Raw genomic sequence first — 13,105 nt, forward strand, 5'->3', positions numbered from 1 at the left:
CAAATTATAAAGTAAGCATAAATCATGAAAACAAAAACGGTAGAGCAGCTACTTAGTATGTTACCCAAAAACCAAACCATCGAATCAGGCATTTCAGGCTTGTTTTTTTATTGTGCCGACAGACCAAGAAAGACGGTCAGCTATATCCAAGAACCTAGTATATGTATCGTCTTACAAGGCACGCGTGAAATTTACTTAGGTACAGATTGCCAGAAATTTGATGACAGCAGTCTGATGTTCTGCCCTGTCAATATTCCTATAAGCATGCATATCAAACACGCCACTGTAGAGAAGCCTGTCATCGTATTGTCTATGAAATTAAATTTAGCGCTCATTCGTGAGGTCATGGCACAAATACCACCTCAGAAAAATGCCGATTATGAGCATCAAGGTATAAAATGGCCATTAGAAGACACCATATTAACCGCATTCGAACGGCTGATAGACTTGCTTAATTATCCAAGTGACATAGAGTTTTTATCACCTTTAATCCAGCAAGAGATTTATTATCGGCTACTCTCAGCACAGCAAGGTCACAAGCTTCGGCAACTGGTGGTTAATGGCAGTCACACCCACCGTATTGCCCAAGCTACCGATTGGCTAAAAGCGCATTTAGAAGAGCCCGTCATCATAGAAGATTTGGCCAGTCGCTGCAGTATGAGTGTTTCGGGATTTCATCAACATTTTAAAGAAATCACTCAACTAAGCCCGCTTCAATATCAAAAAAGCCTACGATTGATGAAAGCTCGGCAGCTGATTCAACTCGGCGAGGCACAAGTATCGCAAATCGCCATGCAAGTAGGCTATGAAAGTCCCAGCCAATTTAGCCGTGAATATAAGCGGCTATTTGGAGTAAGCCCAAGCAGTGAGTTAAATATCTAGAATGAGGCTCCCACCATAATGCCCCTACTATAATGGTTTCTGACTAAGGCAATCTCTCTGCGTCTTGACAGCTTCATAAGCAACTGCGTACACAATGTAATTATCTGTTTAACAGATTCCTACACCCTCCCTCTTTCCAGCCAAACAAACGACGAAATATCTTACCCAAGAAAAAAACAGTTGACTTGGTCTATATATTCATATTATAACATATAATATATATTCATAATTTAGCAACTATTATAATAATTTTTCTACGTGTGATCGTCAGAATATTTCGGGAGGCACTAACATGATTCGTTTAAGCTATACTCTCAAATGCTGGGCATTGGGTGTCACTTATTTCTTGGTGTTTTATTTTATGGTGGTCATGAGCGACCCTAGTTTTAGCAAGTATATTTATATGCTGGCACTAAGCACCTTGCTATTCCCCGTAGCTAAGCGTGCAGTCGATGTCATGACGGATTTTTTTACACCAAACACGGTATTATTTAATGGATTATTGCCCTCATTATTGATCAACGTGGTGATTTGGATACTCACGCCATTTATTGTAGCACTGACCGTTATAGCATTCTTGCTTTATAGTATGGGTGTGCTGACAGAAAAGATCAGCCACTAATTTTACTCAGGTGCTAAATTTTAGAGCAAAGGTCATATGACGCCACCTTTGCTTTTTTGTTTCATAAAAGATTTATCCATTGCAGAAAAATAGTGACACTCAAAAAAAAGGCTGGGTTAGCAATTGCTAACCCAGCCTTTTTATCGATAGTGAGTGAGGGTTGGTTACTTAAAATCAGTAGGGTATCCATTCGATAACCTACGCTATCAAAGCTACGCGCAAATCTCACGAATAGTTATTTGATTTTGATATTTGCCTAGAGGCCCATATTGACCGATGGGGCTAATGTTACCAATGACGCAAGTTTCGAAATATTTGTAATAGCCTTTTTGATTGAGACTTTTTGAATCTTTAATTAATAATTGCTTTGGGTCTGACACATAGTAAATAATGTTATCAGAAACGAACTCATGAATCTCAAAGCTTCTTTTAAAACTGCCGTGTAACTGCACTTCTTTTTCTACGCTTGTTGGCGCAAATCCCTTCACATTTTTATTATTACTGGCTTGTGTTTCATCACAGCCCGTACTCATAAATATAGTTGATGCAAATGCTAGTATTATCAGTCTAAGTTTAGTCATTATTTTTTATCCTGCTCAAAAACCTACATCAATATATTAAGTAACGACCAAAAACTCTGGTATAAAAAATAATAGCTCTTTGATTTAATCAAATATTATCGACTAAATCAAAGAGCTATACAAGACAATTGTCATATGCTGTCAATTAGCAAATTTTAAAAATCTAACGCTATCCTAACTCATTTTATCCCACATCTTGCTTAGGCGCTTTGGTGACACTGCCATGCGGGTTTTCATCGGTTGCGCGAATAGCTGAATACGATACTCCTCGACCATCCATCGATACTCACTAATGGCTTTATCATTGGCACAATTTGCCAGCCGCTCCATATGCTCATCAAGGGCATAGACACCGTCGAGATCGGATTCGAGATTGTGCTCAAGCCGTTCGATACGAATTTCAAGCGCCTCTAGATAGCGCGGATACTGCTGCCATTGGCTATAATCCATGCGATAAACAAAATCAGCCAAGTGTAAGTCTTCTAATTGGTCTTCGATATCTTCGATAGACTCACCAAATACCTCTCGATCGAGCATGAGTAAGCTTTGGCGAATACGCTGCCAGCGAGTATAGACATTTTTAAGGATTTTTATAACGTTTTGCCCCGTCAATAGAAAGTTAACCGACACCACTTCCAAGGTTTTCTCGTACTCTTCTGGCGTAAAGGGTAATTCTTCAGCAAGCGCTACGGCAGTATCATCAGCGCTTTCAGGCAAATCAGCACTGTGGTCAAATAACACATAATGCTCTTCAAGCGACGCGTCCAATGCCGCGTCGATGACGATGGTTTTTAGCTTCTCCATATCACCAAGTGGTGCAAATGCCAATTTGAATATCTTATCAATTTGGCTGGTCAGCTGTTTTTTCTTCGCACCAAGCTTACCTTTTATCAGGGTCAAAACTCCGATACGGTGTGCCTGTAACGCTGCATTGACATCGGTATATTGATGGATAGATACCGCTTCACCTGACGCATCTGCAACCAAAGCAGCAAACTGCTTCATCACCACCCCTGCACTATGATGATTTTTGCTAAAGGCAAAATGCTCAGGAAATTCAGTATGCGTACCTTGCTGTTCATTCACCGCTTGGCGGGTCTCTTGAGCATGACGAATCTGTAACGTTTGCAGGTCGCGACCCTTTTCGATAATTCGGTTTTTGTCATCGACCACACAGATTTGTGGCTGTAAATAGCGATCAATGCTAAAGGGATTAAAGCTATCAGGCGTCACTGACATAACGCCGCGACGATTGAGCGCCTGGCAAAGCTGCTTAAGCAATCCTTGTCCACCAGCAGGTTGCAGTTCATCAAACAAGCTATCAGCTGTATCAGGAATCGGTACAATTTGACGGCGAATGTCTTTGGGTAGTGACTTAAGCAACTGCAATACTAGCTCATAACGCCAACCAGGCACACCCCACAATAGCTCAATCGCATCAAGCTGCGGTAGCGCGGCAAGTGGCACACGAATGGTCACGCCATCATCATCGCTGGACGGATCAAAGACATAACGTAGCGGTAGTTTTAGATCACCCAATTTCCACACTTCTGGGAAATCGCCTGTGGTCGGTGCTTGGCTATTGAGCACGTCATCATCGGTAAAGAATAGATATTTGGTATCGGTTTTTTCAACCTCGGCACGCCAATCTTCAAAGGCTTTGCGACTGGCAATATGCTCAGGTATTTTTTTATCATAAAACTGATACAGCGCTTCTTCATCAACCAACAAATCACGGCGACGTAACTTATCTTCAATGCGTTCAATATCAGCAACTTTATCCATATTATGCTGTAAAAATGGCGCTTGCCGACCCAAATTACCAGTCACCAAACCATCTCGGATAAAGATTTCTCGCGACTCAGCTAAGTTCACTTGCTCATAGTTGGTCAGCTGCTTACTGATAATAATCAGACCAAACAAGCTAATCTGCGCATAGGCTTTAACGCGCCCCGTCTTCTTCGACCAATGCGGCTCAAAGTAGTGATATTTTAATAAGTCGCCTGCCGCTGAGATAATCCATTCTGGTTCAATTTTGGCAACAGTGCGCATAAAGACTTGTGAGGTTTCGACCACTTCAAAGGCCATGACCCAAGGTGGTACTTGTTTAAATACCGTACTGGCTGGGAATATTTTGGCTTTTTGCTGGCGAGCCGCTAAGTATTCACCGCGATTTTCGGTTTTATGCGCAATCGTAGACAATAGACCTGTCAATAATGCGCGGTGTAAATTGGCATATTTAACCGCTTTGAGTTCTTCATCTTCAATCGCGGTAGGATCGCTGGTCATGTTTTCTAACGAAGCATTTTTATTAGCGCCTTTATCGGAAGCTTTTACCTCTTTAACATCCGTAAGCTTAAGGTCTGTGACCATTTGTACTAACTGACGATGGGTTTGATTCCACTCACGTACACGCGGGAAGCTCAGATAGTTTTTCTTGGTAAAATTCTTACGCTGATTGCCTGACAACTTATTGCCATCTTCATCTTTTTCGAACAGCGCTTTCCACAGGCTCAAATAGAACAAAAAGTCAGAATCATCTTGACGAAATTCCGCATGCTTTTGGTCGGCTTGCTGGCGTTTATTGGCAGGACGCTCGCGTGGATCTTGGACAGCAAGCGCAGCTACTACGATTAGCATTTCACGGATACAATCAAAATCACTGCCCGCAACCAACATACGTGCCAGTCTTGGATCGATTGGCATACGCGCCATTTTTTGCCCAGTGGGCGTCAGGCTTAAATGGTCGAGACCTTTTTTTGGTTTTGGCTTATTGGTTTGATGAGCAGCAGTTACTTCATTTTTAGAGGTAATCGCGCCTAACTCATCAAGCAATTTATGCCCATCAGTAACCAAGCGGCTATCGGGTGGCTCGATAAAGGCAAAATCATCAACACTACCTAAGCGCAGATTGGCCATCTGTAAAATAACGGATGCAAGATTGGTCCGTAAAATCTCAGGTTCGGTAAATTCTGGACGACCAGTAAAGTCCTCTTCACTATACAGACGAATACAAACCCCTGGTGCGACACGACCACAACGACCTTTACGCTGATTGGCAGCCGCTTGCGAGATCGCCTCAATCGGTAGACGCTGTACGCGTGAGCGATACGAATAACGAGAAATCCGCGCAAAACCCAAGTCAATCACATAGCGAATACCCGGTACGGTCAGCGCAGTCTCGGCAACGTTGGTCGCGATAACGATACGCCGACCACGACCTGAGGGCTGAAAGATGCGCTGCTGCTCTTCATAAGTCTGCCGTGCAAATAGTGGCAGCACTTCTGTATGCTTTGGCCCATGACGCTCAAGCACCTCTTGTAGCTCACGAATCTCAGCTTCTGTGGCGGCAAATATCAAGATGTCTGCTTGGTCAGCATGACCTTTATTCTGTGCATCGCCAAAGCATTCTTCGACGGCGGCAACGACCGCACGTGGCAGATTTTCTTCAAAGTCATCGTAGCTATCATCATCTGAGCTGTTCACTGGCTCATCAGTGAGGGGACGGTAACGAACTTCCACTGGAAAACTACGACCTTCGACATTAAAAATAGGCGCAGGTACGTTGCGTTTTAGCTTATTATCATAGCGGCTAAAGTATTCACTAAAGCGTTTGGTATCAAGTGTTGCTGAGGTAATAATCACTTTTAAATCAGGGCGCTTGGGCAGTAGCTTTTTCAGGTAACCCATAATAAAATCAATGTTTAAGCTACGTTCATGCGCCTCATCAATAATGATAGTATCGTATTTACTTAAGAATCTATCATGCCCCAATTCTGCCAGCAAGATACCATCGGTCATCAGCTTAACCACAGATTGCGCCGTACCCTGCTCATTAAAGCGAATCTTGAAGCTGACAGTATTACCGAGCTGCTCGCCCAATTCTTCAGCGATACGGTTTGCCACACTGCGCGCGGCCAATCGTCGAGGCTGGGTATGCCCTATCTGCCCAGTGATACCGCGACCTGCCAGCATTGCCAGCTTCGGCAATTGCGTCGTCTTACCAGAACCTGTCTCCCCTGCAACAATAATGACTTGGTGATCAATAATTGCCTGTACTAAATCTTCTGCACGTTGACTGACGGGCAAATCAAGATTCAGTTTTTCTGCCAGTTTTTCTGGAATACTATCCATACGTGCCTGCACCGCTTGCTGTGAGCGGGTCTTGATTTTTTCATACTGTGCACGTTTTTTAGTTAGCCCATCATCGGCTTTATCGTCAGAATTTTTTTTATTTTTAGCCACAGCAGCTCGAGCCAGCTCACGTTCTAGACGGCTTAAATAATAACTGTCTTTAGCGAGTACTGGTAAATCAGCAACCATGTCGGTCTGTGAAGACGCTTCATTACTGTTTGCCGTAATATTCAAATTATCGTCACTTGGGTTTGCTAATTTACTTAATTCATCGAATCTAGGCTCATTGGTGTTATTTCCAGTCGGCATATCTGAGGTTTTCTTAGAAGTATTCGGCATATTTACTTAGGCTATTTATTGTTTGGAAGTGGTTAGATTATGAGGGTAATTTGGGCGTGATTCAAGGCGGTTATAGTGTTTGCCTAGCAACTATGCAGGCTATTACCTATTTTCAAAACTCTCAGTCAAAATATTTCTAAGCTCATTAGTCATAGGCTTAAATTTAAAATGCTTTGGCTCCATCTGAGCAATCAAAGCATACTGATCATTTTCAATCGAGTTATTCTCACAAGAAAAATGATTCATTTCCTGACCAGTAATGGCATTAATAATATAAAAAGAGGTATCGCTATCTTCAAACTGTGTCAGCTCATAGTAGTTATTCGGATCCCGCATAACGAGATTAGTACCATTAGAAAGAGTCGTATAATAGGTATCCTCAGTCGCTTGCTGCGCCTCTAATCTTAAAGGATTGCCTTGGGTGGCTAAATAATACTTGAGCATATAACCAATATCGCTATTAATCACATCCAAACGTAAACGCTCACCCTCTTCTGTGATGCATTGATAGATCATAAAAGGTTCGTAAATTCGTGGTTTAGTAGTGACATTTTATAAAATTTCTCAAACCTGCCAGCCCTATTTTATTTTTGTGAATAAATTATTTGTCAGCTCAAACGCTACTTGTATAAATAATCTGTTGACGAATAGCAGCCCCCGTAAAGAAATTCTGCAACTTTTGCAATGGTAGCCTAGGAAAAGGCAGATGCAGCGAAAGTATTAACCTCTCAAACGCTACCATTTCATCAGCTAATGCTTGTGCGACATCAGGTTGAATCTGCGGATTTTCATATACATTATCAATCAACCAAGTGAGTTTTGGAAACTTAGCATTATCATGAATCTGATAAAGGGTCGGTAATAGCTCATCAGAGAGTTGGCAACGCAATTTGCGAATCATGCCATTTTTATAATACATATTTAAAGCCATATTAGGGTGTGTCCTTAATTAAATGATGAGACTAAAAATGAAATGAATTTAAAATAACTTCCTTAAATTCTTGATACTTAGATAACCAACATACTCTTTATCTTCATCAGCATTTGCAAGTTCGTGACTATTATGAATCGTAGGCTCAATTAAAATCTGTATGTTTGAGACAAGGTCGTTCACGTCGTATATATCATCGATATCTACCTGAAATTTATCATCAATGTGCGATGCGGCATTAAAAGGTGAGTCTTTATCTTTAAAAGTAAATTCTTTATAAAATGTACTTTGCTTTGCTTGTTTAATAGCATCTGTTTGATTGTTAGCAACGATAAGTAGCTTATGGTGAAACTCTTCAAAACTCCCCTGCTGATAGCCGCCTAAATTAATAAAGAACAGTTTTAAACCGTTATCATTCGCTGTTTGATTGTTTGACTCGATCAATTTAACAGTATGGTTTCCCACTTTGGTAATCGCTCTGTATGAATCAATATGCCATTTGTTTTTGACTTTAGGCCAGTGGTGATTGATATCGTCTACCAGCTCGCGCACCTGATTGGCCACACCGAAGAAAATATCGTGCTGCTCAATCAAACGACCTTTGGGGCGACCACCAAGCTGCACCATAAATAGTGTTGGCATCTTATGCAATCCTTATTAGGTATATAAAACTCATCGTTATTCTAATTAATATAATTAACTTGCTCTAAAAATACGTTGGCATCTTCTACATTTATAACACCCGCCCTGTTCTCAGTGCAAACGCCCAATCTTCGCGACCGTTCATTGAAGCCAATTTAGCCGCAGCTTCATAATCATAAGGCACTTTGATATGCTCAGTTTGCCAGTATTTACCCTGCTCAGTATCAACACATTTAATAAGCACGTAACTGGCATGGGGCGAATAGGTTTGCATCTTATGCAAAATAGGCAAATCATCTTTATAAGCAGGGTAACCCACGCTACCTGTATTGATGATTATCTGACCTGTCGATAGCGTGACTGTACGTGGGATATGAGTATGACCACATATGATCACTGAACTGCCAATACCGTTAAGCTGTGCCAAAATATCTAGATTATCACGTAAGGTCGGCTGACCCGTCTCGATATTTTCTAACAAATAGACCATGTCATCGGTTGGTGACCCATGGCACAGATAAATGTTCTCACTCAGATGACAATCAAATGGCAAATTCTGTAGCCAATTAACCGCTGCTTTAGGCAAGTCCTCTATGATAAAAGCCATGGTTGCGTTGTTGCCAATCTCCGCCGTTGTCGCTTCATAAATCTGTCTATCCTGATTACCTCGAATAGTAATGATATCGTTCTGCTGTGCCATTAAGAGCGCATAGGTATCTTTAGGGGCAATCGGTCCATATAAAATATCGCCCAGATTAACAATTTGATCAATATCGCGCTGTTTAATATCAGTCAGCACGGCTTCAAGCGCGAAGACATTACTATGAATGTCGGAAATAGCTGCGATAGTATTTAATTGCTTGTTATTAGAGTTGGAGTTAGAGTGCGCCATCTTATTTATTTTCCTAACAAATCACTATGTTATACATCGACTAACCGTAAAAAGGAACAGAAAAGAGAAACAAAAAAACCCAATGGCTCGTGATTATTGAGACATTGGGTTTCATAAATTATGATTAATGTGATTGCTAAACTATATTAAGAAGAAATAAGCCCACAATCCGACGACAAAGGTAGCAATGATATTAAGAATGACACCCGTACGAATCATTTCGCTCTGTTTAATCAATCCCGTACCAAAGACAATCGCATTTGGCGGTGTTGCAACTGGTAGCATAAAGGCACAAGATGCACCAATACCGATGACCAATACCAACACTTCGTGCGGCAAACCCATCTGCTCTGCAATGGCAGCAAATACGGGAACCAGCAGGGCGGCAGAGGCTGTATTAGAAGCAAACTCCGTCAAGAAAATAATAAATGCTGATACCGCAATCATCACCACGATAAGCGGTGCAGAAGACAACGCATTAGCGACCGTCTCCCCCAACACCAAAGAGGCGCCTGACACTTTCAGAATCGTCGACAGGGCAATACCACCGCCGAACAACATCAGTACACCCCAATCCGTATTATCAGACACTTGCTTCCACGATACCAAGCCTAAGCTGACCACAGCGGCAGCGGCTGATAAGGCAATAACTGCATCAGTATCCGTAATATCAAGCGCGGCACCGATCTTTTTGGAGAAAATCCAGCTCAATGCAGTGACAATAAAGACGATAATCGTCACCACACGCGGTTTATTCCATGCGATAGGTTCGTCTTCAACCAGTACAATTTTACGATTCAGGTTGGGCTTCAAAAACACATACATTGCACCTAACAATAGCGGCAATAATACCAGCATCATCGGCACACCAAACTTCATCCAGTCCACAAAGGCAATATTGAGCGCCTTCGCAGCGATGGCATTTGGCGGCGAACCAACGATCGTACCTAAACCACCAAGGCTTGCTGAATAAGCGATACCTAATAGTACAAATACAAAAGTACCTCGGTCTTTTTCACGGTCAACTTGCGTTAAAATACCCAGTGCTAATGGCAACATCATCGCCGCCGTCGCAGTATTTGATATCCACATTGACAAAAATGCGGTCACGCCAAATATCAAAAATACCGCTGTGCTTAATTTGCCACCTGACATCGATAAAATCTTCAGGGCAATTTTTTTATCCAATTGCTGCACATGCAAGGCCGCCGCCAAAGCAAAACCACCAAAAAACAAATAAATGGTCGGATTGGCAAAGCTTTGTAAGCCTATTTCGGCATCGAATTCTGGTATACCCACTAAGGCACCAACCACGACTACCAATAGTGCCGTAATCGTGACGTGCAACGCTTCCGTTAGCCACAATACGCCGATGAAGAACAATAAGGCAAGGCCCTTATTGGCATTAATATCGAATGGCAATACATTATAAATAATCATACTGATAACCGCCGCAATAGCGACCACTATCAACCCTTTACCAGTACCCTTTGGAAAGGTATCGGTAAATAAATACTCATTGCCATCATCAGGAAGATGGCTATCTAATTTTTGCTCTGACATAAAATGTCCTTATTTTCCCAAAGACAGTGTAAAAAGACGCTAAAATAAAAACGCATGTTAGCGATTGACGGTAGTTCAACCAGCAACCGCAAAAAATACGCCGTTATCATAACAGATATATAACAAAAAGCTGATGCAACAAAGCCTTTATAAAAAAGCCCCTATAAAATTTGCAATAAATAGGGTTATTTCACAGGTAAAGAATTACTTTCATGCGTTTTAGGAAATGTACCTTAAAACGGTACTTTATAGAGATGACATTTATCTCATGAGTTTTTTATTTTTGAACCGAACGCCAAGAATGAGTGAGAGCAACTTATAACCAAGTAATTGCTTTTCATTAAACAGCAAGCCTTGTTAGGTGAAGTTACACATCGTCACTAAACAAGCGTACACTTAGTATGTACAAGCGTATGGTGCTATCTCATACTAAATAAGTCAAAATAAATTTCTAATACCAGTAATAGCTTAACAACGATTTTTTATTAGTACTTATATCGGAAAATGAATAACAATAAATAGGAGCACTTTATGACAGATGCAAATAAAACAGATTCAACCACTAAAATGGCACCAAGAGATATCAATCAAGACGGTTTGGCTAAAAAAGATCAGCAGCGTACCGACGACTCTGCACTCGATATGATGCAAGGGTTACATGAACATGAAGACCATAAGGAAGAAGGTAAGAAATAAATCACAGCTTTATTATTACCTCAAAGCAAAAAATAAAAGGTACTGATCGTTATGATGAGTGCCTTTTATTTTTTGGCTCTCTTTTTTCTGGCAGGCGGTCTGAGACATAGTTATATATAAATGCTGCCGTCAAGACGATAGCAATGGGTACAAATAGCGCTTCATAGCCAACCTTGGCGAATAAAAATGCTCCAACGGCGCTGCCACCGCAAAAGCAATACCAAATAATGGCTTGAAACCCTAATGTCGGTTTGCTAATCGATCGACCCGCCAACCAGTTGCCAATCGCTGCGCCCATATCTGATGTCAAACCTGTCAAATGGGTGGTACGAATAACCGCGCCACTATAAGTCGCTACCATGGCATTCTGTAATCCGCATGCCATTGCCGCTGCCAACTGTCCTAAATAATCATGCTGCTGATACAACCAGTAGCTGACCATTAACAGTGCCGCCTCGATATATAGCGCACTACCATAGCGCCTACCTAACTTTAATGATGTCTGCCCAATCACATAACCACTCAGTATCGCGCCTGCCAAAAAAGACAATAGCAGCGCACCAATATACAAGATACTACGCACATCCAAGTAAGCAATAGCCGCTGCAAATAAGCTTACGTTGCCAGTGACATGAGAAACCGATAGATTGGTAAACCCCATTAACGCAGCAGTGTTAACACAGCCAGCACTGAATGCCAGTACTGCCCCGCCCCACAATATCCACTTTGGTAATTTGGTTATCATATTCGCCGCCTAATGGCTTATCACCAAAAAGCATCTATTATAACCAAAAAAGGCAACCTATTGGCTGCCTTCCTGATCTATAGAACCCTATAACCGACTATTGAAGTGGATTATTTCGGCTCATCAAGCATCATTAGTTGCTCACTGATAGCCACAGTATTAAAACCTGCGTCAACAAACATGATCTCGCCGGTAATACCAGATGCCCAAGGTGATAGCAAGAAAAGCGCCGCATTACCGACTTCGGTTTGTGTGATATTACGTTGTAGCGGTGCTATTTTTTCGCTGATATCGAGCATTTTACGGAATGATTTGATGCCACTGGCAGCAAGCGTGCGAATAGGACCTGCTGAGATCGCATTGACACGAATGCCTTCACCGCCCATAGAGGTAGCAAGATAGCGAACACTGGCTTCGAGGCTGGCCTTTGCCATACCCATGACGTTGTAGTTTGGCAATACCGAGATACTACCTTCATATGTCAATGTCAGCATCGAACCGTGACGCATGGCCAATAAAGCACGGGCTTCTTTGGCTAATGCCACAAAACTATAGCTTGAGATATCATGGGCAATTTGACTACCTTCACGGGTCGTTGCCTTAACAAAATCGCCATCAAGCTGATCCATCGGCGCAAAGCCAATCGCATGTACCACACCATCGATTCCATCACCCCAATGAGCAGTGACTTGCTCAAAGCAGGCAGCGATAGAGTCATCAGACGCCACATCACACTCAAGTACCAAATCTGCTTCGAATTTCTCCGCTGCCATATCGACACGCTTTTTGATCTTATCATTAGGATAAGTGAGAATTAATGAGGCACCTTCACGGTGCAGTGCCTCAGCGATAGCCCAAGCGATAGACAGTTTGCTCGCAATGCCTGTCACGACAAATCGTTGTCCTTGTAGTAGCATAATATTTCCTTTTGGGTCGATCAAAATTGTTTAATCATATTAAGTTATTTAGAGTGATTAGATACGGTGAATATCACAGCGTAAAAAGTACAAATTATAAAATAAGTCATTATACACGAATTAATTTAAGTAAACAGTCGTAAACTGTATTCCCTTATAAT

12 protein-coding genes are annotated in these 13,105 nt (G+C 41.8%); 3 read left to right on the forward strand and 9 right to left on the reverse strand.

The features are described from left to right. Positions 1-24 precede the first annotated feature (24 nt). Entirely contained in the window at positions 25-882 is an 858-nt protein-coding gene (locus JMX82_RS04450; RefSeq protein ID WP_201539635.1) for an AraC family transcriptional regulator, read from the forward strand. A 292-nt stretch (positions 883-1,174) separates the two neighbouring features. Beyond that, entirely contained in the window at positions 1,175-1,504 is a 330-nt protein-coding gene (locus tag JMX82_RS04455; RefSeq protein WP_201539636.1) for a hypothetical protein, read from the forward strand. Between the two features lie 212 nt (positions 1,505-1,716). Here JMX82_RS04455 and JMX82_RS04460 read toward each other — a convergent pair whose 3' ends face one another. From JMX82_RS04460 to JMX82_RS04490, 7 genes are all read right to left on the reverse strand, one after another. Then, positions 1,717-2,085, reverse strand: coding sequence for a hypothetical protein (locus tag JMX82_RS04460; protein ID WP_201539637.1), 369 nt, complete (start codon positions 2,083-2,085; stop codon positions 1,717-1,719). A gap of 174 nt (positions 2,086-2,259) precedes the next feature. Next, on the reverse strand, positions 2,260-6,408 hold the full coding sequence (gene hrpA, locus JMX82_RS04465; protein ID WP_201539743.1) for an ATP-dependent RNA helicase HrpA: 4,149 nt from the start codon (positions 6,406-6,408) through the stop codon (positions 2,260-2,262). Between the two features lie 252 nt (positions 6,409-6,660). Next, positions 6,661-7,074 (reverse strand): hypothetical protein, encoded by a 414-nt coding sequence (locus JMX82_RS04470; protein WP_201539638.1) that lies wholly within the window; start codon positions 7,072-7,074, stop codon positions 6,661-6,663. A gap of 97 nt (positions 7,075-7,171) precedes the next feature. Further along, entirely contained in the window at positions 7,172-7,489 is a 318-nt protein-coding gene (locus JMX82_RS04475; protein ID WP_201539639.1) for a hypothetical protein, read from the reverse strand. Between the two features lie 48 nt (positions 7,490-7,537). After that, positions 7,538-8,131 carry a DUF1543 domain-containing protein gene (locus JMX82_RS04480; RefSeq protein ID WP_201539640.1) on the reverse strand — a complete coding sequence of 198 codons (594 nt, stop codon included), beginning with the start codon at positions 8,129-8,131 and terminating at the stop codon, positions 7,538-7,540. 91 nt (positions 8,132-8,222) lie between these two features. Next, complete coding sequence (locus tag JMX82_RS04485; protein ID WP_201539641.1) at positions 8,223-9,023, reverse strand: metallophosphoesterase family protein; 801 nt, start codon at positions 9,021-9,023, stop codon at positions 8,223-8,225. A gap of 141 nt (positions 9,024-9,164) precedes the next feature. Then, entirely contained in the window at positions 9,165-10,586 is a 1,422-nt protein-coding gene (locus JMX82_RS04490) for an SLC13 family permease (RefSeq protein WP_201539642.1), read from the reverse strand. A gap of 531 nt (positions 10,587-11,117) precedes the next feature. Here JMX82_RS04490 and JMX82_RS04495 point away from each other — a divergent pair. Next, the gene (locus tag JMX82_RS04495; protein ID WP_201539643.1) at positions 11,118-11,282 is read left to right on the forward strand and encodes a hypothetical protein; all 165 of its coding nucleotides are present in this window, start codon (positions 11,118-11,120) and stop codon (positions 11,280-11,282) included. A 49-nt stretch (positions 11,283-11,331) separates the two neighbouring features. Here the strand turns inward: JMX82_RS04495 and JMX82_RS04500 are convergent, their stop codons facing one another. Together JMX82_RS04500 and JMX82_RS04505 are read right to left on the reverse strand one after the other, a co-directional pair. Then, positions 11,332-12,027 (reverse strand): YoaK family protein, encoded by a 696-nt coding sequence (locus JMX82_RS04500; RefSeq protein WP_087814274.1) that lies wholly within the window; start codon positions 12,025-12,027, stop codon positions 11,332-11,334. Positions 12,028-12,137: 110 nt separating this feature from the next. Next, positions 12,138-12,944: an enoyl-ACP reductase gene (locus JMX82_RS04505; RefSeq protein ID WP_201539644.1), complete on the reverse strand. Its 807-nt coding sequence runs from the start codon at positions 12,942-12,944 to the stop codon at positions 12,138-12,140. Between the last annotated feature and the right edge of the window lie 161 nt (positions 12,945-13,105).

Origin of the sequence: Psychrobacter sp. 1044 (assembly GCF_904846525.1) — a bacterium.
GTDB lineage: Bacteria > Pseudomonadota > Gammaproteobacteria > Pseudomonadales > Moraxellaceae > Psychrobacter.

Excerpts from the sequence above, each read along its gene's own strand:
- JMX82_RS04450 (WP_201539635.1), top strand. The coding sequence starts at position 25 with ATGAAAACAAAAACGGTAGAGCAGCTACTTAGTATGTTACCCAAAAAC.
- JMX82_RS04455 (WP_201539636.1), top strand. The coding sequence starts at position 1,175 with ATGATTCGTTTAAGCTATACTCTCAAATGCTGGGCATTGGGTGTCACT.
- JMX82_RS04460 (WP_201539637.1), bottom strand. The coding sequence starts at position 2,085 with ATGACTAAACTTAGACTGATAATACTAGCATTTGCATCAACTATATTT.
- hrpA (WP_201539743.1), bottom strand. The coding sequence starts at position 6,408 with ATGGTTGCTGATTTACCAGTACTCGCTAAAGACAGTTATTATTTAAGC.
- JMX82_RS04470 (WP_201539638.1), bottom strand. The coding sequence starts at position 7,074 with ATGATCTATCAATGCATCACAGAAGAGGGTGAGCGTTTACGTTTGGAT.
- JMX82_RS04475 (WP_201539639.1), bottom strand. The coding sequence starts at position 7,489 with ATGGCTTTAAATATGTATTATAAAAATGGCATGATTCGCAAATTGCGT.
- JMX82_RS04480 (WP_201539640.1), bottom strand. The coding sequence starts at position 8,131 with ATGCCAACACTATTTATGGTGCAGCTTGGTGGTCGCCCCAAAGGTCGT.
- JMX82_RS04485 (WP_201539641.1), bottom strand. The coding sequence starts at position 9,023 with ATGGCGCACTCTAACTCCAACTCTAATAACAAGCAATTAAATACTATC.
- JMX82_RS04490 (WP_201539642.1), bottom strand. The coding sequence starts at position 10,586 with ATGTCAGAGCAAAAATTAGATAGCCATCTTCCTGATGATGGCAATGAG.
- JMX82_RS04495 (WP_201539643.1), top strand. The coding sequence starts at position 11,118 with ATGACAGATGCAAATAAAACAGATTCAACCACTAAAATGGCACCAAGA.
- JMX82_RS04500 (WP_087814274.1), bottom strand. The coding sequence starts at position 12,027 with ATGATAACCAAATTACCAAAGTGGATATTGTGGGGCGGGGCAGTACTG.
- JMX82_RS04505 (WP_201539644.1), bottom strand. The coding sequence starts at position 12,944 with ATGCTACTACAAGGACAACGATTTGTCGTGACAGGCATTGCGAGCAAA.